A 24,242-nucleotide genomic window follows, 5' to 3' on the forward strand; every position below is an offset into this window, starting at 1 on the left:
CCCTTCGTCTTTTTCTTCTCCCCCTCTCGCCCTAGCCTGCGTCGCTGACCATCCAGTAGCCTTTGCGTGGTTCCGGGCTGAAGGGGCGGCGGCCGAGGGCGGCGCACAGGCCGTTGGCCACGGCCAGGAAGCCGGGCATGGTCGGGGTTTCGGGAGGTGTGGCCGTGTAGGCCCGGGCCAGGGCGTCTGTGGTGGGATCGGGGGTGGTGGCCGGATTGTGGCCGAGGTAGTGGCGAGCGCCGGCCAGGATGCGTGCGTCGGCCAGGCGTTCCAGTTCGTCCTGGCCCAGGGCGTAGCGGTCCAGGGCAAAGGGGCGGGGGGTATTCATACGTGCGGCGGCGGCCTGGACGGCCTCGGTAAGGGCGGCGTCGAAGGTCTCGGGGCAGAGCGCGCGCACGGCGGCGCTGACGAACCAGTTGCCGGCGGCGCGCAGGATGTGTTTTCGGGCCACGGCATGGCCGTGGAGCGACACGCCCCAGACCTTGGTCGAGGAAAAAAGCCGGGGCATTTTTTCGCACAGGGCGGCGTGGGCCAGTTCGGCCAGGACGTCGAGGCGATGGGCGGGCTGGCGCGGCGAGACAAAGACGTGGGTGCGGGTATCGGGGTTGGACCAGCCTTCGGCGAGATCGGCGTCGGAGGGCATTTCCTCGACGGCCCAGGTCAGGCTCTCCCGGACAGAAGCAATGGCATCTTCCACACAGGGCACGGGGAACCTCGCATCGGCTGATTCTGATGGTATGACACCGGCACGGTGACGGGGAAAAGCCGGGATTGCAGCCAGGGGTGGCGGCCGGGGCCGGTCTGTCTGCGAACGCGGCCCGGACCGGCTTTCGCCGGATGCCGGGCCGCGCCTGGATGTCGAACAGATCGGCCGGTGTTACTCGGCGACGACCTTGCGCCGTCTCTCCCACAAGCGCATGTCCTTCATCTTTTTGCGACGTTCCCTTTGCAGGGACTTGGCGGCCAGGGGCGCGCCTTTCTTGTAGCCGTACTTGGCCCGGTATTCTTCCGGAGTCAGGCTGTGGGCGGCGAGGTGCTTTTTGGTAAGCACCTTGAAGGACTTGCCGCACTCCAGGCACACCACGCTGCTTTCCTTGACGGCTTTGGCCGGATCGAGGGCCGGGGTTGCGGGTTCGGCCGGAGCGGCCTCCGCTTCCGCTACGGCCTGGATGCCCGCGGCCACATTGCGCAGCATCGAGGTGATCTCATCGTCGGTCATGGTTCTGACCGAAGCCTGGGCCTTGACGATCTCCAAGGCGGCTTTCAAGTAGTCTTCCATTTGCATCTCCTGCTGATGACTTTGGAACCCCATAAAATGATCAAAGCTGAAATGCAACTAAATTTACAATGCAGGTATTTGGCTTGTTACTGAATGAACAATGTGCCCGGCCTGCCCGGACTCATGCCCCATCGGCGTGGTGATACAGCAGGGTTAAAACGGTGATGTCGTCTGCCTGCTCGGCTTCCCCGGCGAAAGTGTTCACGGCCTGCATGATGGCCTCGTCCAGGGCCTGCGGGGAAAGGGCGGCGGCCTGGGCCAGGGTGTCGTGGAGGCGGGTGGTGCCGAACAGTTCCAGGCCGGGATTCATGGCCTCGGTGACGCCGTCGGTGAAGGCCACGAGCTTTTCGCCGGGGGCCAGGGTCACCGTGGCCGTGCGGTAGACGCTGTCTTCCATGACGCCAAGGAACAGGCCGCGCGGCAGGGCCAGCCAGGAGACCGTGCCGTCCGGGGCGATGCGGGCCGGCGGGTTGTGGCCGGCATTGGAAAAGGTGAGTTCTCCGGTGGCGAAGTCGAGGATGCCCAGGAACATGGTGACAAAGAGCATGGACTCGTTGTCCACGCACAGTTCCCGGTTGACCTTGGTCAGGATTACGGCCGGGTCGGATTCCTGTTCGGCAATGCCTTTGACCAGGGTTTTGGTCACGGCCATGAAAAGGGCCGCCGGCACGCCCTTGCCCGAGACGTCGCCGACCAGCACGAGCAGCCGGCCCGGGCTTATGAGGAAGAAGTCGTAGAGGTCGCCGCCCACTTCCCAGGCCGGCACAAGGTCGGCGTGGAGGGAAAAAGCGTCGATGTCGGGAAACGGCGGGAATTTCTTGGGCAAAAAGCTCATCTGGATGTTGCGGGCGATTTTCAGCTCCGACTCCAGGCGTTCCTTGGCCTTGGTGGTGGCGGTCAGGTCGGCGATGTAGTCGCGAAGGGCCAGACGCATCTGCTCAAAGGAGCGCGACAAGGCGCCCACTTCGTCGGAACCGGAGCCGACCGGCACCGGGGTGTCGAGGTTGCCCCGGGCGATCTGGGAGGCGGTGGCGGCCAGCCGCGACAGCGGGCGGGTGATGGTGGCGGCGATGAAGGCGATGACCAGGAGCAGGACGGTAAACCCGGCCCCGCCGAGGATGGCCACTTCGCGGCCGAGCTTTCGCAGATCGGCGAACAGTTCGTCCTCGGGCACGATGACGCCCATGGACCAGCCCGTGACCGGCATGGGGGCAAAGGCCAGCCAGGCGGGTTTGCCGAGGATGAAATCGGGCAGCCGGGCAAAGCCTTCCTCACCCTGGATCATGCGCCGGCCGATGGTGCGCAGCTGCGGGCTGCGGCTGGCTTCGGCCAGACTGAAGATGCTTTCGCGCATGAGGAAGCGGTTGTCGGGATGGGAGACGTAGGTGCCGCCCCGGCTGATGAGAAAGGCATAGCCGGAATGGTACAGGGAGATTTTGGCCACCTGCCGTCGCAGCCAGTCCAGGGAGACATCGGCCGTGACCACGCCGAGGAAGGTGGTCTTGTCGTTTTCGGCGCGCATGATGGGGACGCTATACGTGGTCATGACGATGTCGCCGCCGGCTTCGTCGAAATACGGTTCGCTCCAGACCGGGCGGCCTAGTTGCTTGGGGATCAGGTACCAGTTTTCGAGTTCGTAATAGTCCTCATAGCCAAGGGGCACCCGGACCACGGCGTCGCCCCGGCGGCAGTAATAGGGAGCGAAGCGGGGCAGGCCGGCAAATGCGCCCGGCTCAAAGGCGGCGGCCGTGCCGAAGACGTCGGGGTTGGTTCCCAGGAAATCGTTTAACGACTGCTCCAGCACCTCGGCCGGCGGCAGTTCCCGGCCAAGGCTTCGGGCCAGAAACAGCGGGATGCGTTCGATGCCGGACAGGGGGGCTTCGATGCGGTACACGGCCCCGCGCAGCAGGTTTTTGGCGTTTTCGCGCACCCCGGCCAGGATCATGTCCTTGGAGGAGCGGTAATAATAGGCAAAGGCCGCCGTGAAAATCAGGGTGGCGCTGGTCAGGATGCAAAAGGCCAGCCGGAAGGCCAGGCCGCGCGAGGGCCGCACGTCAAGGGAGGGGGACATGGAATGCCTCGTAAGCCGGTGCGGCGTTAATGAGCCCGGCGTCGCGAAGGGCCCGGGCCGTGGCTTCGTAGCGGTCCCTGGAAAGGGTGCCCAGCGGGTCGCCCGTGGCGGTCATGGCCTGTTTGAACTGGGCGAGCATCCATTGCTGGTGCATCCGGTTGGTGGGCAGATGGGCGGCCGAGACGTGGCTCATGACGATGTCCAGGGCCTCGTCCGGGTGGTCGAAGGCGTAGCGCCAGCCGGCAATCGAGGCCCGGGTCATGGCCCGGCACAGGTCCGGATCGTTTCGGGCTGTTTCTTCCAGGGTGTAGAGGCCGTCTTCGGGCAGATCGAGGCCGTGGTCGGCCATGGGAAACACGGTCAGCTCTTCGGGATCAAGACCGGCATTCTGGATGGCGTGGTATTCGTTGTAGCGCATGGCCGAGCAGGCGGCCACGCCGCCGCGCAGGAACAGATCCACGGTAAAGCCCTGGGGCACGACGGTCACGTGGACGCCGTTTCGCCGGAAAAAGGCCTGGGCGGCCATGCGGAATTCCGGTCCCCAAAGGCTTACCCGGCGGCCGTCGAGGTCGGCCGGGACATGAATGCCGTCGGCTTTTTTGGCGATCAGCAGCAGGGTGGAGTGGGGGACGAACTGGGCCAGATTGACCAGCGCCAGACCGGCAGCGCGCTCCTCGATGGCCGTGGCCAGGAAAAACGTGCCGAATTGGGCCGTTCCCTGGCGCAGGAGCCGGGAGGGCGGCTGGCCCGGACCGCCGCGCAGGATGGTCAGGTCCAGGCCCTCCCGGGCGTAAAATCCCTTGGCCAGGGCCACGTAATAGCCGGCGAACTGGGCCTGCGGCTCCCATTGGGGAATGAGCACGGCCTTTTTAAGCGGTCCGGCCGCGGACGCAGCGCCGGCCAAGGCCAAGGCAAAAAGTCCGGCCAGGACGGCTGCGGCCATGCGATTTCGCCATGTTCGGGGGAGCATGGACTCTTGGATAGTCCTTTTGCGGGGCTTTGCCTAGAGGCCGCAGCCACTGGCCACGTCTTTTCAGGGCACAACGTGCGTGGCGGTCCCGTTGCGCTTCAGGTTGAGCGCTTTCGCGGCCGCAAAAGTACAAGGGCGGTGGTCAGGAGCACGGCCAGGGCGACGTACTGGGAGGCGGACAGGCCGTAGTAGACGCCGCGTATCACATCGCCGCGCCAGTATTCCAGGGTGAATCGCAGTACGGCATAGCCCATGAGGTAGACGGTGGTCAGGCGTCCCGGCGACAGCGGGGCGGCGCGCCTGGAATAGAACAGCAGGGCCGCAAAAAGGAGCAGGTTGCCGAGGGTCTCGTAGAGCTGGGAGGGATGGACCGGCAGCGAGGCCACGGCCCCGGCCGGCAACAGGCCCTGGCTTTTGTGCTGCAAAAAGGCCGGGGAGCCGGCCGGGAAGGGCACGCCCAGGAGGCACTCGGTTGGCGCGCCAAAGCAGCAGCCGCCAAAAAAGCAGCCCAGCCGGCCAAAGGCGTGGCCAAGCGGGGCATAGAGGCACACGGCGTCGAGAAGCGGCCAGGGCGAGAGGCGGGAGAGCCGGCAACCGACGGCCATGGCCGCCAAAACGGCCAGGGCTCCGCCGTAAAAGACCAGGCCGCCCGAGGTGAAAAGGCCTAAGGTGAGGCGGCCGGCCAGGATGGCGTCCTGGACGATGGGAATGGCCCTGGCCCCGAAAAGACCGAAGGGCAGGGCGAGCAGGAAGATCAGCCGGTAGCGGGAGCGGGCGGGATTGCCGGCCAGTTCGCGCATGGCAAAGCCATACACAAGGCCGAGCCCGGCCAGGGACAGGAACAGATAGCCGGCTTCGAGGATGGCAAAGGCGCTCAGTCCCGTGGCCCGGGACAGGACGAAGGCGAGGAAACCGCCCATGATGGTGGCGGGGAGGCCCCGGCTACTTGCTGCCGCCGCACTCGAAGCACGAGCACTTGGTTCCGAGGCAGCCGCAGGAGACGATCTCGCAGCAGGAGGCCCCGGAGGCGGCATCGGCAAAGGCGGCGTAGGACTCGCCCGGCGCGGTGCGGGCAAAGGCAAAGAGCGAGCCGACGAGCAGCAGGCAGACGGTGATGGCGACGATCAGGGCGCGTTTCATGCAAAAAACCTCCGCAAAGTGCTTGGCCGCCCCTTCTACGTGATGGCCGGGCGCGGCGCAATCCCTACAGCAGCCGCAGCCCCGTTTCCGGCCTTTTCTTGCAACACCGTTGGCGTATCGACTGAACACCGCACCCGGCCCCCCAGGTGGGATTCCAAAGGGCACTGCCCTTTGGCCGCCGGAGGCACTCTTCCTCTCCCCTCTTCCTCCCCCCCCTATACGACGAGCGGTTCCGGGCGGCCTTCGGGGAAGAGCGTATCCCACAGGATGGCCGAGGCCCGGGGGAGGGCCAGCAGCGTGTCCGCAGTGAGGACCACGTCGCGCTCGGTGCCGGCGCCAAGGGCTTTGAGCACCGCGTCCAGGGCCGGGCCGTTGGCGGCGTCTGCGGAGGAGGGCGCGACAAGCTGCCGGGCGTTGCCGATGCAGATGGCGTGGGCGACGGGGGCGGCGGTGATGGCGGCGATTTCGGCCAACAGGGCAGGGGCCTGCCCGGCGCCGGCCGGGAGCCAGAAGACCGCCGGTCCGGCCAGCCGGGGCAGGAGTTGGGGCAACAGTTCGCGGCTGTCGCCGGCCAGCGGCAAAATACCCTTTCGTCCGGACAGGCGTTCGTGGGCGGCCTCGGCCAGGGCGGCATCGGCTTCCAGGGTGATGACCGTGTCGAAAAAATCCCCGGCGGCCAGGGCTGTATCGCCGCTGCCTGTGCCGGTTTCCACAAAGATTCGGAAGCGCCCGGTCTTTTTGAGGGCAGCGAACAGCGGCTGCGGCGCGCCGGAAGGGACAGTGCCCATGGCTGGTCCTTTCTCAGTTGAATTTGAGTTGCAGGTGGATGGTGGCGGACCCGTCGTCAAAGGAAATGTTTTGCAGCATGGACTGGCGGTTGACGGTGTAGGTGTCGGGCGGGTGGATGTCCACCCGGGTGACGTCCTTGCGGCCAAGCTTCACGGGCACGCGTTTGGCTCCGACCTTGAAGAGGATTTCCTCGCCGTTTTGGTACCAGAAAAAATAGGTCCGGTTTTCGGTGAAGAAAAAGGGCGGCTCATAGGTGGGCACGTCCCGGGCCAGCGGTTTTTCCAGGGCCATGTCCACCCGGTAGATGTCCGGGGCCACCTTGACCAGATTGATGGAGGTCATGGCGTAACGGCCCGAACTTTCGGGATTGCCGGTGCGCAGGACGGCGTAGCCGGCGCTGATCTGGAAATCGATGGGCGCGGCCGGCAGATCTTTGGCCTTGCTTTGGAAAAACCGGGTCAGGGTCTGGCCGGAATCATCGGCCGCCCGGGCCGGCAGGGTTTGGCCGCCCAGTCCGGCGGCCAGCACGGCCAGGGCTGTCAGGAACAACCGGCAAAAATATCGCGACATGAGGGGCCTCCGCGCCCGTCCCGCCCTGGCGGACGAAACGGAAAAGGGGTAGAGGGCTTTTCGCCCCGAAAAATTCTACCGTGCGATAGCCATGAACGCAACGACACCCACCCAAGGCGACGATATCGCCGCCATTTTGGCCAAGGCCCGGACCGGCAGCCGCATAACGCCCGACGAGGCCCTTGTCCTGGCCCTGGCCGCGCCCTTGCATGATTTGTGCGCGGCAGCCATGGACGTGCGCCTGGCCAGGCATGGCAAGGATGCCTATTACGTCCATAACGTCCATATTAATTTCACCAATGTCTGCGTCAATGCCTGCCGGTTCTGCGCCTTCAGCAAAACCAAGGGCGCAGCCGGGGCGCGCACGCTGTCGGTGGCCGACATCGTGGCCGAACTGGCCGCGCGCGGCGACGTCCCCATCCGCGAAATCCACGTGGTTGGCGGACTTAACCCCGAGTTGCCGCTGGAATATTACCTTGATATGCTGCGCGGCATCGCTGCCCAGTGCCCGGACGCCGGCATCAAGGCCTTTACCGCCGTGGAAGTGGCCCATCTGGCCGACACGCGCGGTGTTTCCGAGTTCGAGATCCTCTCGCTGCTGCGGGCGGCCGGGCTTATGATGCTGCCGGGCGGCGGGGCCGAGGTTTTTTCGCCGGCCCTGCGCCAGAAGCTGTGCCCGGAAAAGATTTCCGGCGAACGCTGGCTGCAGATCCACGCCACGGCCCACGGCATGGGCCTGCCCACCAACGCCACCATGCTCTTTGGCCATATCGAGAGCTGGTCCGACCGGGTGGCCCACCTCTCGGCCCTGCGCGACCTGCAAGACCTGACCGGCGGTTTCACCTGCTTTATTCCCCTGGCCTACCAGCCGGGCAACAATGCGCTTGGAGCCAAGGGGCCTGATGGCCTGACCGTGCTGCGGGTGATGGCGCTCTCCCGGCTTTTCCTGGACAACATCCCGCATTTGAAGGCCTACTGGGCCATGCTCGGCATCAAGACGGCGCAAATGGCCCTGTGGGCCGGGGCCGACGATTTCGACGGCACCATCATCGAGGAGCGCATCGGCCATGCCGCCGGGGCCGACAGCCCCAAGGGCCTGACACTGGCTGCCCTGCGCCACGCCATCGAGGCCGCCGGCATGACGCCGGTGGAGCGCACGCCGGATTTCCGGCCCATCCGAGACCGCGGCGTATTCTCGTAGCCGGCCGGGGCCAGGAATTTTCCAGCTCCACAAAGGTTTTTCGCCTTCGCTGCGTGGCCAACGGTGGCGTGTTCTGGCCCGAAGACGGCTCACGCCACCTCGCTAGGCGCAACTGTCCGCCAGGCGGACTGCTTTTTCAGGTTGCAGGCCATGGCCTTGCGCAGCAATTCCAATTCCACCGTGGCCATCCCCAAGTCGCGCGTCCGGAAGAATCCGTATCCCGTTTGCGCGTGCCGAAGGCACGTTCCACCTGCCCGGACGCTGCTGGTGCGAGGGTTTGCCACTTTCTTGGCGACGCTGCGTGTCCGGTTGCGGGCGGCGTTGGGCCTGATACCGTCCGTCCCCAGGCAATCCTTGCGGCGGTTATCCTGGACGCGCAGATTTGCCTGACGTTGCTTGAAGTCTCACGGAATTGATCTCTGGCGCGGGACGGCCCCGCCGCCCCCTCTTCCCACTCCCCCCTCCAGTCCGGCACGCTCATCGTGCTCCCCATTTCCCATGTGCTCAAGCAGGGAATGATGGTCACATATGCCCTTTGGTTAAATGCGACCACTTTCAAACGAAAAATTGTGCAAGGGAACGATGTCCCGGCAAAACAAGGCCATTAAAAACAGATGTATATTTCCCAGGCAACAACATTGAAGCAACGGAACGAAAATTGCTCAAATAATAAGAGTCAGAACCGTTTAAGGGAATTAACATTATAATTACAAATGGAAATAAAGCATGAAATTTAAGCTATACGGCCTAGCTTTTATAGCCGCAACAGAACAGGAGAATACCGAGTGAAGACAGTCCCTGCATTTTATCTCGTTGCTCGCCGGAAAAGATATCAGTTAATAAGTCTTGTCTTTGCGATGGTCTTGTTATTCCCGAGCCAAGCCATGACGGCAACCCAGGCGTCGGTAAACTTTGGATCGGCCGACTCTTTCGCTGTTCTGGCCGGAACTACGATTACCAGCGCCTCCGGTGGTACGATTGATGGAAACATTGGAGTGTGGCCCAATACTGCCTTCGTGCCTGGAGTTCCACCGGTCATAGTGAACGGTACGGTGCACTTGGGTGATCCTATCGCAGCCCAAGCCATGAGCGACATGACCAACGCCTATAACGATGCTTCAGGGCGGACGCTGGGTGTCATCGTCTCCGACGGTGAACTTGGTGGGCACACCCTGGCCCCTGGACTTTATAAATCCGCGCCTGGGTCATTTAGCATAACGTCAGTGGATCTTACCCTCGACGCACAAGGGGACACGAATGCTGTATGGATCTTTCAAATGGAGTCCACTCTTACCGTTGGAACTGGACGTAAAGTAATTCTGTCCGGTGGAGCCCAGGCGAAAAATATTTATTGGCAGGTTGGCAGCTCAGCTACTCTTGATACGACGTCTGTATTCAAAGGAAACATACTCGCGTGGATTGCAATATCATTAAATACTGGCGCAAAACTTGACGGAAAAGCCTTTGCACATACTGCGGCAGTAACGCTTGACGGCACTGACGTTATAAATCAACCTCATTTTGTCGGTCTGCCCTGGATGATTCTATTTATGGACTAGAGGAAATGATGCATCATTGGCTTATACGTTTTGGAGACATCCAGTACAATGGAAATAATTACAAGGTGAGACCGTCTCGACCTGGGGCTTCCCCAGGGAGCGCGTCCTGAAGAATCCCTATCCCGTTTGAGCGGGCCAAAGGCTCGTTTCCCCTTTGCCCGGACGCCGCTGCTGCGGCGGTTTGCCACCCCGGCGGCAGCGGGGGATGATCCCCCGAACCCCGGCAACGAGAGAGAAAGCGAACCGAGGAATTGATTTTCTGCTGCCGCCGGGCTGTATCCAAGACATCGGACCGCCGCTTCCCTGGGAAGCGGCGGCCTGTTTCATTGTGGGGGGCAGCCGGTTTGCCCTTCGTCCGGCTTCTTCTCGAATTGTTCCTTGTAGGCGGCCATGATGGCCCCGATCATGGTCCCGAACCGGGGTTTGAGTTCTTCACACCGGGTGGTGTTGTGCATCTCCACCCCCTTTCGTTCGCTGCGAATCAACCCGGCCTCGCGCAGGATGCGGAAATGCTGGGACAGCGTCGATTTGGCCAGGGTGCGGTTGTCCAGGCGCAGAAAATTGGAGCAGGTCTTGGGGCACTGGGCCCGGATGATCTCGGAAAGTATCAGGAAACGGACCGGATCGGCCAGGGCGTGGAGGATGCTTTCAACGGTCACGTCTTCGACGGCGGGGTGATACAGCGGTTTCATGGTTCCGCTCCTTTGAGGCGGACCCGGGCCTTGGCGCGGGAGATCCGGCGTCGGGCGCGTCCGTGCTGCGGCAGTCTCCTTGCCACGGGTGTTGACAGCTTGTCTATCTGTTCATAAGTTCCGAACAAACGCACCATATGCAGCCTCAGGCGATGGCCGCCGCAGGATGCTGCGGGCCAGGCAAGCCTCCTGTCCGGAATTCCTGGCAGACAGGAGGGATGGCGTGCAACCGGGGCCAGGCTCGAAGACGCAGAGGAAGACGCGAGATGAAACGATACAATGCGTGGAAGGCGGCAGGGCTTTTTGCAGTGGCGATCCTGCTATCCGGCGTTTCAGGGGTCCAGGCCGCAACCAAGGCTCAGGCGGGCTACCAATGGCTGGAAATTGGCGATGTGCAGGTGGTTGCCTTGTCCGACGGGACGATCCCGGTGGACACCAAACTGCTCCATGCCGCACCCGAGCGGATCGATCGGCTGCTGGCCGCCTCCCGGGCGGTCCCCCCGCTGGCTGCCTCGGTCAACGCCTTTCTGGTCGTTGCCGGCGACCGTTTGGTGCTGGTGGATGCCGGGGCGGGCAAGGCAATGGGGCCGGGCCTTGGCAAACTGACCGCCAGTCTTGCCGGGGCCGGGTACGCGCCCGGGCAGATCACCGACGTTCTGCTGACCCACATCCACGGCGATCACTCCGCCGGTCTGACCATCGACGGCAAGGCCGTCTTTCCCAAGGCCGTTGTCCACGTCAACCGGCAGGAGGCCGAATACTGGCTCAATCCGGCCAACAAGGACAAGGCCTTGAGCCAGCATCGGATGATGTTCGATCTGGCAAAGACGTCCCTGGCCCCGTATGTCGATTCCGGCCGGGTGCAATCCTTTGACGGTCGTATGGAGATTGTGCCGGGCATCACCACCCAGCCCTCGCCGGGCCATACGCCGGGGCACAGTTTTTATCTTCTTGAGAGCAACGGGAAAAAGCTGCTCTTTTGGGGCGATATCATCCACAGGGCCGAGGTCCAGTTTCCCGAACCGGACGTGACCATCGACTACGACATCGACCCCAAGGCAGCGGCAGCCCAGCGCAAGCAAGCCATGGCCCAGGCCGCCGATGCGGACATTGTGGTGGCTGCAGCCCATATTGCCTTCCCCGGCGTCGGCCGTGTGGCCAGGGACGGGGCCGGCTATCGCTGGCTTCCCGTGCCCTATGTCAACGACGCCCCGGTTGCGGGGCAATAATCCGGCGGCCGGTCGCCACGGCTCACGTTCGCCCTGGCCGGCATGCACCAAAAGCCGGCTTTCGGACAGATGGCCGGCCATGAGGCATCAGGCCGCCGCTTCCCAGGGAAGCGGCGGCCTGTTTCGTTTGCAGACCCCTTTAGTTGCCAAGCAGCAACAGATCCTGCGGGGCCGTGACCTCATAGGCCAGGGTTCCGGTGCGCTGGCAGGTGGAACTGCGGCAGGCGGCCAGGGTGACGGCGGCGGCCATTTGGGGGGCCGTGGCCGTGGCCGGGTCAAGGGGTTTGCAGTAGTTGAGGTCGGCGGTGACATAGGTGGCCGTGCCGGTCTGGGCCTTGGCCACGGTTTCCGTCTGACAGGCGTATTTGCCGTTGGCCGCCATGCAGGCGGTTTGGGTGGCATAGCCCCCGGCCGTGTCAACGTCGCAGCGATTGGTCGTGGCGTTGTAGGACCAGGTCTGGGCGGCGATATTGTAGGGCTGCTGACCGGCCTGTCCGGGACACAGGGTCAGGGTCATGGACGCGCCGGTCTTGTTGCAACTGAGCGTTCCGGGGCCGTCGTCGAACATCCAGGTATAGACTTCATTGCCGACCGCCTTGAGCGTCTTGACGTAGTTGGTATAGGCCGCGCCCTTGCTCCGGCTGACGGCTGCGGTGTTGTACTGGGTGGTTCCGGGATTGTACTGGCCGGCGGTGCCGTCGGGACCGACAACGCATTGCGGCCCGCCGCAGCCCGGTTCCAGGCAGGTCAGGGCATAGGCGTCGGCTCCGGGCTGGAGCATGTAGGTGCAGCCGTACCAGTCGGCGATGGTGGGTGCACCGGGCACCGGCGGCTGCCCCGTGCCCGGCGTGGCCGTGGTGTTGACCGAGCAGGTGCTGGACACGCCCGGAAGATGCTGGCTGATGGCTGAAATCCACTGTATCGGCGAAATGCAGGCCGCGGCGTAGCTGGTCCAGCCGGGCACCTGGTTCATGAGCAGCAGGCTGATGCCCTGGCCGCCGTTGGCCGTGCCGACCTCGGGGCAGTTGTACTTGGTTGAGAGCGTGGAAAAATTCTCGTACGGGCAACTGGCCAGATCGCCGACCAGGGTGCGCGAGGGAAAGGTGCACTCGTAGGTCTGATAGTCGCTGATGGACAGGCTCATGGGGATGGAAAAGCCGGTGACGGCGCTGACGTCGAGGTAGTCGGTCTGGTTTAAGGTGGTGCTGGGATTGGACGGGTTGTAGGTGCAGCCGGGGTGTTCGGTGGGGGATACGTAATATTGGCAGCCCGGCGACAGCTCAAAGACGGTGTCCATGCCGTTGTAGAGCTTGCCCGGGTCGCTGCCGATCTTGCAGTCCATGGGCAGGCCGGTATTGCCGGTGTCGATGCCGGTGCAGCCAAAGGAAAAGGTGAAGTTGCCCGAAGCCGCTCCGGCGTCGGGCAGGCACATGGTCTGGCTGCCGCCGGCCGCTATGGGCGTTGTAAAATAGTAATGCTGGCCGACGTTTGATTGGGTGATGGTATTGCCGGGGACCGTGGCGTTGGCCCACAAGGCTTCGGACAGGGCGTCGCTTGGCGTGGTCATGATGGCGTAGGCGGCATCAGCGCAATTGTTCACGATCGTGACGCGCTGCGTGTAGGTGTAGGTAGTGCCGTCGCCGGGATAGGTGTAGCTGGTGCAGGTCCCCCCGCCGTTGCCGAGCAGCGCGGGGAGAAGACCGACAATAAGGACCAGAGCGCTTGTGATGCGTGGTTGCCTGCTCATCGTTCCCCCCTTGTGCGTGTCGTGGTGCTGTCGGCCCTCGCCCTGTTCTGATGGGTTTGTTATCTTCAGTCTTTAGAATTGAAGTTGCTTTTGCGCAAGAAGCGATGCGGTTGGGAGCGATTTTTTTTTCGGCAGTGTTCAAAAGAGGGCAAAGGTCGGTGGGGATGGACGGGGCAACCGCTCGGCCGGGGCAGGAGCGGCGGCGCGGCCGAAGGCGGCCGGCCTCAGGCGTCCAGCGTCTTGGCCATGAGGCATACGGACAGGGCGACGCCATCGGCCAGGGGCCGGCGGGCGGCCGAGACAATGTCGTAGCCGTGGCGCAGATAAAACGACAGGGCGTTTCGCGAGGCGCAAAGCTGCAGGCCGGAAATGCCCCGTTCCCGGGCCAGGGCCTCGATGGCGGCCAGCAGCGTTGCGCCGGTGCCGGCCGGGGCACCCGGCGCGGCATAGAGCAGGCTCAGCTCGAAGCCGGTCAGGGAGGCCACGCCGCAGACCGTCCCGTCGCACTGGGCAAGGACAATGGTGTTTCGCCCATCGGCCAGCATGGCTGCAAACCGTTCCCGTGTTCCCCGGGCCACCCAGGCGGCCCGTTCCCTGGGGCCATAGGCGTCCCGGGCCTTGTCCTCGATGGCCGCGGCAAACACCCGGGCCAGGGCCGGGGCGTCCTCGGCCGTGGCTGGCCGGAGACAAAGCGTTGCCGTCTCCATCAACGGCTGCGCGGCAGGGAGCAGGCTGCCGGCCGGTGGGGGGTGAAGCGGGTCGGCGGCGAAACAAGCGGCGCGTCCATGGCCTTGGCCAGGCCGCGCAGCAGGCCGGCGAAAACCAGGTTGTGGGGGAGAAGCAGGGCATACCAGTAGGCCAGCCCGGCCAGCCCCCGGGGCAGGAATTTCGAGTGCACCACAATTTCGGTGCGGCCGTCCCCGGCCGGGGCCAGCCGAAATTCGAGCAGGGCCTCGCCCGGAGTGCGCATCTCGGCCAACAGCACCAGCCGCCGGCCCTCGTCCAGGGCCACCACCCGCCAGAAATCCAGCGGATCGCCGACGCGAAGCTTCCCTGGCCGGATGGTCACCCGCCGCAGGCCCACCCCGCCCGCGAGCTGGTCCAAAAAGCCCCGAATCCGCCACAACACGTCGCCGTAATACCAGCCCGTGTCGCCGCCGATGTGGGTGATGGCCTTCCAGGTCCGCTCCGGATCGGCTTGCACCGTGGCCCGGTAGCCGCATTCGTAGATGGTGCCGCCGGCATAGGGCGCATCGCCGCAGGCCGCCCATTCCGGCGGGGAGGCCTTGCCGGCGTCGGCGCACGTGGTCTCCACCGTATTCTGGCGGATCTTGTCCAGGGCCAGACGCACGGCGGCCCGGGTGGAGAGGCACTCCCGGGGCACGAGGTCGCGGATGCGCTGGTCGTGGCAGATGACCTCGTTTCGAAGCCCTTCGACCAGCGGCACGATCAGGGAGCGGGGCAGGGGGGTGACAAGCTGGAGCCAGTAGGTGGAAAGGCGCGGGGTCAGGACCGGCACCGGGATGATATGCCGCCTGGGCAGGCCGGCCTCCTCGGCGTAGATGGCGAAAATATCGCCGTAGGGCAGCACGTCCGGGCCGCCGATGTCGAGAATCTGGCCGGCGGTGCGGGGTTCGGCCAGACAGCCGACGAGATAGCCGAGCACGTCGGAGATGGCGATGGGCTGGCAGCGGTTTTGCACCCAGCGCGGGGCGATCATGGCCGGCAGGCGGTCCACGAGGTAGCGCATGATCTCAAAGGAGGCGCTGCCGGAGCCGAGGATCATGGCGGCGCGCAGTTCGGTCACGGGCACCCGGCCGTAGCGCAGGATCTTGCCGACCTCGTGGCGCGATTTGAGGTGGTGGCTCAGTTCGTCTTCGTCGCGGCCAAGCCCGCCGAGATAGAGGATGCGGGACAGGCCGGCGTCGTCGGCGGCCCGGGCCATGACCATGGCGGCTTCGCGGTCGGTGGCGGCGAAATCGGGGTTGTCCGGGTGCATGGAGTGGACGAGGTAGTAGGCGGCAAAGCAGCCGGCGGCGGCCTGGCGCATGGCCGGCAGATCGAGGATGTCGGCCTTGGCCAGTTCCAGCCGGGGATGGCCGGCAAAGGGGCGGCAGGCCAGCTTGTCCAGGGACCGGGCCACGGCCCGCACGCGGTAGCCGGCTTCAAGCAGGGCCGGGACAAGCCGGCCGCCGACGTAGCCTGTTGCGCCGGTCACGAGGATGGGGGCATCGATCATAACGCGTCCTTGCGGGGGAGGTCCCCTGGATTATACGGACCGGCGAGGGAAAGCCGCAGACCTCGCAATGCAAGTGTATCCATCGGACAGGACGGGTGGACCTGTCCAGGCGCAAGCGCCTTTGGAGTGTATTTACTGCCATTTCAGGCCTGGGACAAGCGGTCATGCCCGGGGAAAGCACTTGTCCTTGATGCCGCGTCCCTGTAGTTTTCCGGTTCCGTTTATCAACCTGCCAAGGAGGTCTTCATGGCGATCATCGGCACGCCGCTCACGTCGTCCGCTACCAAACTCATGCTGCTCGGCTCCGGCGAACTCGGCAAGGAAGTCGCCATCGAGGCCCAGCGCCTGGGCATCGAAGTCATTGCCGTGGACCGCTATGCCAATGCGCCGGCCATGCAGGTCGCCCACCGCTGCCATGTCGTCAGTATGCTCGACGCCGCAGCCCTGCGCCGGATCATCGAAATGGAAAAGCCGGACTTTGTGGTGCCGGAAATCGAGGCCATCGCCACCGAGGAACTGCTGGCCCTGGAGGCCGAAGGCGTCCACGTCGTGCCCACGGCCCGGGCCACCCGGCTGACCATGGACCGCGAGGGCATCCGCCGCCTGGCCGCCGAGGAATTGCAACTGGCCACCTCGCCGTACCGGTTTGCCGACACCCGGGAAGAGTTTCTGGCCGCCTGCCAGACCGTGGGCTTCCCCTGCGTCATAAAGCCGGTCATGTCCTCGTCGGGCAAGGGGCAAAGCGTGGCCCGAAACGTGGCCGAGGCCGAGAAATCCTGGGAATATGCCCAGACCGCCGGCCGGGCCGGGGCCGGACGGGTGATCGTGGAAGGCTTTGTGGAGTTTGATTACGAGATTACCCTTTTGACCGTGCGCCACGTCGACGGCACGAGCTTTTGCCAGCCCATCGGCCATCGCCAGGAAAAAGGCGACTACCGCGAATCCTGGCAGCCCCATCCCATGAGCGAGGCGGCCCTGGCCAAGGCCCAGGACATGGCCCGGACCATCACCGCCGCCCTTGGCGGACGCGGGCTGTTTGGCGTGGAGCTGTTTGTCAGGGGCGATGAGGTGCTTTTCTCCGAAGTTTCCCCCCGGCCCCACGACACCGGCATGGTCACGCTCATTTCCCAGGACCTGTCCGAATTCGCCCTGCACGTCCGGGCCATTCTCGGCCTGCCCATCCCGGCCATCCGCCAGTATGGGCCGGCGGCTTCGCGCGTCATCCTGGCCGAGGGCGATTCGACGTCCCCGAGCTATACCATTGCGCCCGAGGCCCTGGCCGAGCCGGATACGGCCATCCGGCTTTTCGGCAAACCCGAGGTGCACGGCCTTCGCCGCATGGGCGTGGCCCTGGCTTTGGGGAGTGATGTGGAAGACGCCAAGCGCAAGGCCATTGCCACGGCCTCCCTGGTCCGGGTCTCGGTCTAGCCCGCTGCCGGCAAGGCGACGGGCGTTAGCCCCGTCGCCTTGCCCATCCCGTCACCCCGCCCTTTGCAGGCTTGACCTGCCGCAGTGAAATGGGGATACCGGCAATGCGACCCGCAAAGCCACACGGAAGCGCAGGCAAGACTGTGCCCAAGGAGTGCTTATGGCTGCCCAGATCAAGCTGTATACTCTGGCCACCTGTCCTCACTGCAACCACGTGAAAGACTATCTCGACGAGCGCAACATCCCCTACGACGCGGTCAATGTGGATTTCATGTCCGGCGAGGATCGCACCCAGGTCATGGAGATCGTGCGGAAACTCAACCCGGAAATCACTTTTCCCACCATTGTCATCGGCAGCACGGTCATCGTCGGCTTTCGTCGCGAGCAAATCGATGCGGCCCTGGCCGAACTCGGCGGGACTTGAAGCGAAAACGGCCGTAGCCGTCCGGCACGGGCAGGGGGCCTAGCCGCGCAGCCAGCCGGCAGCGCAGGAAACAGGCCAGGGCAGGCGGGCCGGTAGCCGGCCTGCCCGCTCGTATGGCCTGTCCGGAAGGCCACTCGCCTGCGCCCTTCCTCTTTGGCTCCGGGGCCTCAGCCGCGGCGGCCCGGCCTTTTGCGCCCCAGACCCGGCGCTTTCGGGCTTCACCCCGAGCGCGGCAAACCAGCCCCAACTCCCGTGCCCCCGGGCTATGGGTGCTTGACGAACGTACCCTTGGCGTATTCGTCAAAGGCCAGACGCAATTCAGCCTGGGTGTTCATGACCACGGGACCGTACCAGGCGATGGGTTCGCCAAGCGGTTTGCCGCCGATGAGGACGAAGCGTAGGGGCCGGTCCGGGGCCTGGATTTCCAACGCATCGCCGTCGTGGGCGTAGAGCACGGTGGTCTCCGGTCCCAACCGGCAATTCCTGGCCACATCCATCCAGCCCGCGCCCTGCATCTCATAGGCAAAGGCGTCGCGGCGGTCGTCGAAATAGCCTTCCCCGTCCAGAATGTAGGCAATGGCCGTATGGCCGTCCCGGACGCTGTGGCGAAAGGACGCTCCTGCCGGCACGGACACGTCGAGGACCTCGGGCTCGATGACAATGTCGCGCACCGGCCCCTGCACGCCAGCCACTTCGCCGCTGATGACTTTGACCCGCGTTCCCGTTTCCAGGGTCACCTCCGGAATGTCGGCGGCCTTCACGTCCCGGTAGCGGGGCGGCATCATCTTTTGGCTGGCCGGCAGGTTGGCCCAGAACTGAAAGCCCCACAACATGCCGGACGGCGTTTCCTTTGGCATTTCCTGGTGGATGACGCCGCTGCCGGCCGTCATCCACTGCACGTCGCCGGGACCGATCACCCCGTTGTTGCCCATGCTGTCGCTGTGTTCGACCAGCCCTTCCAGCACGTAGGTGATGGTCTCGATGCCCCGATGGGGATGCCAGGGAAATCCGGGCAGGAATTCGGCCGGATTGCCCGTATGAAAATCGTCCAGCATGAGGAAGGGATCAAACTGGGGCACCTGGGAATTGCCAAAGGCGCGCTTGAGGTGCACGCCCGCCCCTTCGATGGTGGGGCGGCTTTTGAAGACTTTGGCGATGCGACGGGTGGGCATGGGACTGCTCCTTGGCAGAGGGTGTTGCGACAGGAGGCCGGCAGCATTTCTGCCGGCCGGGGCCGTCGGCGACGCGGCCGCAGGCAGGCGCGTGGCCGGGAGGCCCTGCCTGAAACATAGCCCGGGAACCGGCCCGTGTATATGGCCCGCTGCTTTTTTTGCCGACACCCGGCCGTGCCGTCACACCAGTTCCCGGTCGCTCAGTTCCTTTTTGAGATAGGCGTAATAGATCGGGGCGGCCACCAGCCCGGCCAGGCCGAAGGCGGCCTCCATCACCAGCATGGCCAGCAGCAATTCCCAGGTTTTGGCATGGATCTGCCCGCCGACGATCCTGGCGTTCAGAAAGTATTCGAGCTTGTGGACGATGACGAGAAAGAGAAACGACCAGCCGGCAATGGCAAAGGAGGCGCTGCAACTGACCACCACGATGATGCTGTTGGAGATGAGATTGCCGACCACCGGGATCATTCCGGCCAGGAAGGTGATGGCCACCATGGTCTTGGCCAGGGGCAGATGCGTGCCCATGGCGGGCAGGACCACGAACAGATAGAGGCAGGTCAGGGTGGTATTGACGGCCGAAATCCGCACCTGGGCGAAGACCACGGCCCGAAAGGCCGCGCACAGGCGTCTGGCCCGCTCCACAAGGGCTGCGGCCAGGGGGCGCTGCTGCCCCGGCCCGGCCTCGGCCACCAGGGCGATCACCGCCCCAAGGATCAGGCCGATCAGGACATGGGCCAGCAACTGGGCAATGCCCTTGCCGGCAGCCTGCATGGCCGCCGCCCGCTCGCGCAGGGCGCTGACCGCGCTTTTGCCCATATCCTCGGCGTTTTCGGGCAACAGTGTGACGAGCCAGCCGGGCAACCGGGCGCGCAGGCTCTCCAGGGCCTCGGCCATGTTTTGCAGCAAGGCCGGGATACTGGTGGATTCGCTGTGAAAAAGGGCGAGCACCTTCCAGGTTGTGAGGCCAAGCACGGCCACAATGAGGACAGCCAGGCCGCCGACCACCACCTGTTTGGCCCGCTTGTCCCCGATCCGGGTGACGCGCAAGGCCGGGGCGGCCAGTTGGACCAGCTCGAAAACCAGCAGCCCGAACATCAGGGCGGCAAACAAGTGGAGCGGGAAGGCCAGCACCAGGGCCAATCCGGTGCCGATCCAGGCGACGGCTTCATAGACCGTGGCCTTTGGCCGGAGAGGATGCATGGGACCTCCTTGGGGGCGGGCGCAGAGGCGGCCTCCTGTATTGTCCAGGCCAAACGTAGTTTGTTGGAGTCTGTCCGGCAAGGATGGCGTCCGGCCGCACCGGGTTTGGGGGCAAAGCCTCGGCCGGCTCGTCCCCCTGCCGTGTGCGGCCGGACGCTGGCCGCCTTCAGCCTTTTCGCTGTTTTTTAACCGATTTTATGAAGCGCCCGAAGGACTTTTCCTTTTGCCGTTTGTCCAGAGCGGACATGGCGTAGTACGCCGACTCTTTTTTAAGCTTGAGGTAGCTGCGATAGCGCTCTTTTTGCACCTCGCCGCTGTCGACGGCCGCCCGGACGGCGCAGCCGGGTTCCTGCTCGTGGCGGCAATCGGCATAGCGGCACCGGGCAGCGAGCAGGGCAAACTCCTCAAACCCACCATCAAGGCCCTCGTCGGCCCCGATAAGGCCAAGCTCCCGCATGCCCGGCGTATCGATCACCATGGCCCCGTGGCCGAGCACAACGAGTTGCCGGCGGGTGGTCGTATGGGTGCCTTCCCCTGTGCCGCTGACGGCCTGGGTGGCAAAGGCCTCCCGGCCCATGAGCCGGTTTATGAGGGTCGTTTTCCCGACGCCCGACGAACCGAGCAGACAGTAGGTCTTTCCCGGAGCGAGCATCTGCCCGAGGGCGGCACATCCGTCGCCGGTCCTGGGGCTTAGCGCAACTACCCTGGCCTGGGTGAGCGCGCCAAGAATCGCCAGTTTTTGCTCCAATTCGTCCGGGGTGACGAGGTCCGTCTTGGTGAGCAGGATAACCGGTTCGACCTGCCCATCCGCAGCCATGACCAGATAGCGGTCCAGCCGGCCCGGATTGAAGTCATACTGGCAGGATTGGACAATGAAGGCGGTATCGATGTTGGCGGCGATCATCTGGTACGCAATGGTCTCGCCAGCTGTTTTGCGCCGCAGAAACGTCTTTCGCGGGAACACCTGGTGGATGATCGCGGCGCTGTCGTTGTTGTAGGTGCTTGCGGTCACCCAGTCGCCGACGCAGGGCCGGTCAGGGCCGTGCGCGACCTGGAAGGCAAGCCTCCCGGACAGTTCCGCCGGGATTTCCCTGGCGGCGTCGCGTATCCGATACGCCCCGCGATCAACGGCACAGACGCGGGCAATGGCGCAGCCCTCAAGGTGCTGTGTCGGGGCGTGGGCTGCAAACCAGGAGTCAAAACCGAGCGTGCTTACCGGCATGATTGCACCTCGGTGCCGGCCGCATGCACCGGATGCCCCGTTATGGCGGCGTCGTATCTTTGGGAAAGGCGTAAAACGTCCTGGGATCGTTCGTCTCGTAGCAGCATGGCGGCACTCCTTGTGCGCGACGGGAGTCCATGGCCGCACGGGCAGGCGGGCGCAAGGCCCGCCCCCATGCAACGCATGTGGCTTTTCTGATTGTCGGGAAAAGGCCGAAGGAGTGGTTGCCGGACGAGAAAGAAGGAAGACCGGCCCGAGGCTGTCGGACCGATTCGGCGCGGGCGGAAGATCCCGCCCCAAAGGAGAAGACGCCTCCTTCCAGTGAAGGAGGTTCACGCCCTGGGGCGTTTACCGGCCGCGGCTCTCGCCGGCAACCAGCGTCACAAGATCCAGTGTGTTCGTGCTCAAAAAAACCTCTTTGGAAGGCAGGTGGATGCGGGGGAGATACGAAACGGGCGGCCCGGCGTCAAGGGCCCGGGGCAACGGCTGCACCCGGCTGGCAGGCTTGAAACCGCTTGATCCAAAGCAGTCGAGCCTGTACGAGTCCGGCTTTTAACGCCAGTATTTCCAGCAACCAACAACAGGAGAAATCATCGCATGGACGATGTGATTGTAAAGGACAGCAACGGCACCCTCCTCAAAGACGGCGACAGCGTCACGCTGACCAAGGATTTGAAGGTCAAAGGCTCTTCCGTGACCCTCAAACGCGGCACGCTCATAAAAAACATCCGCCTCACCGACGACCCGGCGGAAATCGAGTGCAACGCCGACAAGGTCAAGGGACTGGTGCTCAAGACCTGCTTCCTGAAAAAAGCCTGATTTTCGGCTGGCAGCCCCCGGCCGGTCTGCTCCCTTGGTGTTGCCCGGAAAAATCGTTTCACAAAAAGGGGAGCGTTGTCCGGATCGGGGGTGTATTGTCCTCACCATGGGGGCGTTGGTGCAGCACTCTGAAGGAGGCGTTATGTCCCATTGCCGATCCCGGTGGTTTTCTTTGGCAGCGGCAGGCTGCCTGCTGGCGATTTTCTTGGCCCAGGGGGCGGGCGGGGCCGAGGCCCGGGACGTGGCCATTGCGGGTACCGGCCTTTCCCTGCGTCTGCCCCCGGGGATGGCCCTTGCACCGGAAAAGCCCGCCCATCCAGGCGACGCCACACTTTCCATAACGGTGGAAGCCCTCCCGAGCTTCCCCAAAAACGGCGTCGTCACCAGGGCCGAGGTCCTGGCCCAGCAGGCCGCCTTGGCCAGGGGCCGGGCCACGGTGGTCGACGGCGGGGGCGGCGAGGCCGGGCTGGCCGAGGCCGTGCCCCTGCCAAGCGGCGGTTTCGCCGTCATCTATCCCGAATACAGCGAGTTTGAGGTCTGCGACCTGCGTTTGGCCCTGGTCGCCCAGTTTTTTGCGGGCCAGCGGCGGGTGACCCTGCGCGTAAGCCTTCCTCCCGCCGCCGTCATCAGGGAAAACCCCGGCTTTTTTGGCCACGACAAGGCCAATTGCGGCACGGCAACGGTGTGGAAGCAGCCCGGTGCGGACCTGTTCCAGCGTTTTCACGAGGCAGCCAAGGCCGGTCGTCTGGGGCCGGCTGCCACCGCCTGGTTCGCCGATTTCAGAGCCGTCCTGGCCTCCCTGCAGCAGACGGCTGCCGGGCGATGAGACGACCCGCACGCGTCACCGGGTGAAAAAGTCCCGGCCAGGGCAGGGGCCTTGGCCGGGGCGAAAGCCATGGGAACCGTCCGGCCGGCCGGAAACCATGGCGCGGCCTCCAGCTGCCCCTGCCCCGCCTGGAATCAGGGACACGTGACAACGCCAACCCGCCGGCCCCCGGCCCTGGCGTCCAAGGAGCCTCAATGCCTCCCCAGATCAAGATATTCACCCTTTCCACCTGCTCGCACTGCACCCAGGCCAAGCATTATCTCGAAGAGCGGGAGCTTTCCTACGACAGCGTCAGCGTGGACTTCCTGGCCGGCGACGAACGCACCCGGGTTCTTGACACCATACGCCAGCTCAACCCGTCGGTGACGTTTCCCACCATCGTCATCGACGACACGGTCATTATTGGTTTCCGCCCGGACGAGATTGATGCCGCCCTCAGGGGAAGCGACGGGGGAGCCGACCTTCCGGAAAGCATCTGGCAGCAACCGTGAGGCTGCCCCGGCGTGGCGTTCCCTGAAGACGGCTATGGAGTGCGCCGCGCACCGGACAAGGGCTTGGTGCCTTCGGTTATCGCCTCCATCACCGGGACAAGCGTGGAGAGGATTCACAACAACGACTACGAACCCCATGCCGTGGAGCGGGCCAGAATGGCCTCCATTATGCCCACGTTACACCAGCCGGAAGCTGAACTGGCCCGTAAGGTTGTGGGCATTGATGTGGCGCTTTTGTCGTAAAAAAAAGGGCCTACGGTTATTCACCGTAAGCCCTTGAAAAACTGGTCGGGATGAGAGGATTTGAACCTCCGACCCCCTGAACCCCATTCAGGTGCGCTCCCAGACTGCGCTACATCCCGACGCGAGGAGCGGAAACTAGAACCCAAACGCGGTTTTGTCAACAACAAATCCGGCCCGCGCTAAATAATTGGAAAATAGCCGGGTGCCTTGCCTGGCGAGGCGCTCAGGCCGGGGGTTTGTTTCAGGAAGCGTGTCCGGTGTGGATAGCTGTTTCTCGGGTGATTGTACGCAGTGGGGGGACTCTTTTGCCCCTGACGGTGCGGGAAGGGCACGGTGGCCGCCAGCTTGTCTGTGGGGGTTTTGTGGGGAGTAAGGCTTGGCGCTGGCGACGGCCCGGGTTTGTCGAAACGGCTTTGGCCCGCTCGGGCAGGTGGCCGTTTGTTCCGGGGAGGTAGAGGCGCAGCCCTTGCTTCACATGGAAGGTTTGACTGAGTTGCCCCGGTGCAACTGCGAGCGGACTCGTGCCCGCGGGGCCGATGGGGAGGACTCTTTCCTGGTTCCTCCAGGGAGGTGTCCTCAAGCTTCTCCTGCAACTGGGACAAGGGGGCACGCCCGACGCTGTGTGCCTGTGCCCGGGGCAAGCCAGGCCGGTAGGCGGGACAGCTCATCCGGGTTGGTTGTACCGGCCCGCTTCGGAAAGCCTGGCTTTGGCCGGCACTGTCTGTGTGGACTTTAAGAGCGTGGAGCTTCGTAAGGTCTTGGCCTATTAGTTGATGGGGAAGGGGAGGAGGGCGGTTCGTTGCGGGTGCGTATGGACAAAAAGAGCTGTGGTGCCGAGAAAATGGTTGACGCCCGGGCCCCTGGGACGTAGACAGCCGATCCCGCTGCGGGAAACCGGGGTGGGCGGGGACGGGGATCGCAAGAAACCTGA

At 64.3% G+C, this 24,242-nt stretch carries 23 protein-coding genes, 1 tRNA gene and 1 pseudogene; 9 read left to right on the forward strand and 16 right to left on the reverse strand.

What is annotated here, in order from left to right; translation table 11 throughout:
- Window positions 1-31: 31 nt before the first annotated feature.
- The 8 genes from DVDV_RS14845 to DVDV_RS14880 form a co-directional block, all read right to left on the reverse strand.
- Window positions 32-697, reverse strand: a complete 666-nt coding sequence (locus DVDV_RS14845; RefSeq protein ID WP_254845393.1) for a hypothetical protein — start codon at window positions 695-697, stop codon at window positions 32-34.
- Between the two features lie 180 nt (window positions 698-877).
- Window positions 878-1,279, reverse strand: coding sequence for a MucR family transcriptional regulator (locus DVDV_RS14850; protein ID WP_075355423.1), 402 nt, complete (start codon window positions 1,277-1,279; stop codon window positions 878-880).
- A 121-nt stretch (window positions 1,280-1,400) separates the two neighbouring features.
- Window positions 1,401-3,350, reverse strand: coding sequence for a SpoIIE family protein phosphatase (locus DVDV_RS14855; protein WP_075355424.1), 1,950 nt, complete (start codon window positions 3,348-3,350; stop codon window positions 1,401-1,403).
- Window positions 3,334-4,293: an ABC transporter substrate-binding protein gene (locus DVDV_RS14860; RefSeq protein WP_254845394.1), complete on the reverse strand. Its 960-nt coding sequence runs from the start codon at window positions 4,291-4,293 to the stop codon at window positions 3,334-3,336. The genes DVDV_RS14855 and DVDV_RS14860 overlap by 17 nt, the downstream gene beginning before the upstream one ends.
- 125 nt (window positions 4,294-4,418) lie before the next feature.
- On the reverse strand, window positions 4,419-5,240 hold the full coding sequence (locus DVDV_RS14865; RefSeq protein ID WP_075355426.1) for a prolipoprotein diacylglyceryl transferase family protein: 822 nt from the start codon (window positions 5,238-5,240) through the stop codon (window positions 4,419-4,421).
- 22 nt (window positions 5,241-5,262) lie between these two features.
- Window positions 5,263-5,460, reverse strand: coding sequence for a hypothetical protein (locus tag DVDV_RS14870; protein WP_075355427.1), 198 nt, complete (start codon window positions 5,458-5,460; stop codon window positions 5,263-5,265).
- Between the two features lie 215 nt (window positions 5,461-5,675).
- Window positions 5,676-6,248 (reverse strand): hypothetical protein, encoded by a 573-nt coding sequence (locus DVDV_RS14875; RefSeq protein WP_075355428.1) that lies wholly within the window; start codon window positions 6,246-6,248, stop codon window positions 5,676-5,678.
- Window positions 6,249-6,261: 13 nt separating this feature from the next.
- Window positions 6,262-6,819, reverse strand: a complete 558-nt coding sequence (locus tag DVDV_RS14880; RefSeq protein WP_075355429.1) for a hypothetical protein — start codon at window positions 6,817-6,819, stop codon at window positions 6,262-6,264.
- Window positions 6,820-6,910: 91 nt separating this feature from the next.
- On the opposite strand from DVDV_RS14880, the gene DVDV_RS14885 reads away from it, so the two are divergent.
- Together DVDV_RS14885 and DVDV_RS14890 are read left to right on the forward strand one after the other, a co-directional pair.
- The gene (locus DVDV_RS14885; protein ID WP_075355430.1) at window positions 6,911-8,020 is read left to right on the forward strand and encodes a CofH family radical SAM protein; all 1,110 of its coding nucleotides are present in this window, start codon (window positions 6,911-6,913) and stop codon (window positions 8,018-8,020) included.
- Between the two features lie 785 nt (window positions 8,021-8,805).
- On the forward strand, window positions 8,806-9,579 hold the full coding sequence (locus tag DVDV_RS14890) for an ice-binding family protein (RefSeq protein WP_075355431.1): 774 nt from the start codon (window positions 8,806-8,808) through the stop codon (window positions 9,577-9,579).
- Between the two features lie 323 nt (window positions 9,580-9,902).
- On the opposite strand, the gene DVDV_RS14895 is transcribed toward DVDV_RS14890, so the two are convergent.
- Entirely contained in the window at window positions 9,903-10,271 is a 369-nt protein-coding gene (locus DVDV_RS14895; RefSeq protein ID WP_075355432.1) for a helix-turn-helix transcriptional regulator, read from the reverse strand.
- A gap of 266 nt (window positions 10,272-10,537) precedes the next feature.
- Between DVDV_RS14895 and DVDV_RS14900 the strand changes: the two genes are divergently transcribed.
- Entirely contained in the window at window positions 10,538-11,500 is a 963-nt protein-coding gene (locus DVDV_RS14900) for an MBL fold metallo-hydrolase (RefSeq protein WP_083634787.1), read from the forward strand.
- 139 nt (window positions 11,501-11,639) lie between these two features.
- Here the strand turns inward: DVDV_RS14900 and DVDV_RS14905 are convergent, their stop codons facing one another.
- The 3 genes from DVDV_RS14905 to DVDV_RS14915 all read right to left on the reverse strand — a co-directional run bounded on the left by DVDV_RS14905 (window position 11,640) and on the right by DVDV_RS14915 (window position 15,486).
- Window positions 11,640-13,247, reverse strand: a complete 1,608-nt coding sequence (locus DVDV_RS14905; RefSeq protein WP_075355433.1) for a hypothetical protein — start codon at window positions 13,245-13,247, stop codon at window positions 11,640-11,642.
- Between the two features lie 224 nt (window positions 13,248-13,471).
- On the reverse strand, window positions 13,472-13,954 hold the full coding sequence (locus DVDV_RS14910) for a GNAT family N-acetyltransferase (RefSeq protein WP_075355434.1): 483 nt from the start codon (window positions 13,952-13,954) through the stop codon (window positions 13,472-13,474).
- Window positions 13,954-15,486, reverse strand: a complete 1,533-nt coding sequence (locus tag DVDV_RS14915) for an SDR family oxidoreductase (RefSeq protein WP_075355435.1) — start codon at window positions 15,484-15,486, stop codon at window positions 13,954-13,956. Before DVDV_RS14915 ends, DVDV_RS14910 begins: the two co-directional genes overlap by 1 nt.
- Before the next feature lie 246 nt (window positions 15,487-15,732).
- On the opposite strand from DVDV_RS14915, the gene purT reads away from it, so the two are divergent.
- Together purT and DVDV_RS14925 are read left to right on the forward strand one after the other, a co-directional pair.
- Window positions 15,733-16,914: a formate-dependent phosphoribosylglycinamide formyltransferase gene (gene purT / locus DVDV_RS14920; RefSeq protein WP_075355436.1), complete on the forward strand. Its 1,182-nt coding sequence runs from the start codon at window positions 15,733-15,735 to the stop codon at window positions 16,912-16,914.
- 160 nt (window positions 16,915-17,074) lie between these two features.
- Window positions 17,075-17,338, forward strand: coding sequence for a glutaredoxin family protein (locus DVDV_RS14925; RefSeq protein WP_075355437.1), 264 nt, complete (start codon window positions 17,075-17,077; stop codon window positions 17,336-17,338).
- A gap of 263 nt (window positions 17,339-17,601) precedes the next feature.
- On the opposite strand, the gene DVDV_RS14930 is transcribed toward DVDV_RS14925, so the two are convergent.
- The 3 genes from DVDV_RS14930 to rsgA form a co-directional block, all read right to left on the reverse strand.
- Window positions 17,602-18,510 (reverse strand): pirin family protein, encoded by a 909-nt coding sequence (locus DVDV_RS14930; RefSeq protein WP_075355438.1) that lies wholly within the window; start codon window positions 18,508-18,510, stop codon window positions 17,602-17,604.
- A 180-nt stretch (window positions 18,511-18,690) separates the two neighbouring features.
- Window positions 18,691-19,710, reverse strand: coding sequence for an AI-2E family transporter (locus tag DVDV_RS14935; RefSeq protein ID WP_075355439.1), 1,020 nt, complete (start codon window positions 19,708-19,710; stop codon window positions 18,691-18,693).
- Window positions 19,711-19,876: 166 nt separating this feature from the next.
- Window positions 19,877-20,932, reverse strand: a complete 1,056-nt coding sequence (rsgA, locus tag DVDV_RS14940) for a ribosome small subunit-dependent GTPase A (protein ID WP_075355440.1) — start codon at window positions 20,930-20,932, stop codon at window positions 19,877-19,879.
- Window positions 20,933-21,520: 588 nt separating this feature from the next.
- Here rsgA and DVDV_RS14945 point away from each other — a divergent pair.
- The 4 genes and pseudogenes from DVDV_RS14945 to DVDV_RS14960 form a co-directional block, all read left to right on the forward strand.
- Window positions 21,521-21,751: pseudogene (locus DVDV_RS14945) on the forward strand (alkylphosphonate utilization protein); the annotation flags it as partial.
- 142 nt (window positions 21,752-21,893) lie between these two features.
- The gene (locus tag DVDV_RS14950) at window positions 21,894-22,577 is read left to right on the forward strand and encodes a hypothetical protein (protein WP_075355442.1); all 684 of its coding nucleotides are present in this window, start codon (window positions 21,894-21,896) and stop codon (window positions 22,575-22,577) included.
- 194 nt (window positions 22,578-22,771) lie between these two features.
- Window positions 22,772-23,068: a glutaredoxin family protein gene (locus DVDV_RS14955; RefSeq protein WP_075355443.1), complete on the forward strand. Its 297-nt coding sequence runs from the start codon at window positions 22,772-22,774 to the stop codon at window positions 23,066-23,068.
- 12 nt (window positions 23,069-23,080) lie between these two features.
- Window positions 23,081-23,311 (forward strand): hypothetical protein, encoded by a 231-nt coding sequence (locus tag DVDV_RS14960; RefSeq protein WP_075355444.1) that lies wholly within the window; start codon window positions 23,081-23,083, stop codon window positions 23,309-23,311.
- A gap of 42 nt (window positions 23,312-23,353) precedes the next feature.
- Here DVDV_RS14960 and DVDV_RS14965 read toward each other — a convergent pair.
- Window positions 23,354-23,430: transfer RNA gene (locus DVDV_RS14965), tRNA-Pro, on the reverse strand.
- Window positions 23,431-24,242: the final 812 nt, after the last annotated feature.

Origin of the sequence: Desulfovibrio sp. DV (assembly GCF_001936595.1) — a bacterium.
GTDB lineage: Bacteria > Desulfobacterota > Desulfovibrionia > Desulfovibrionales > Desulfovibrionaceae > Solidesulfovibrio.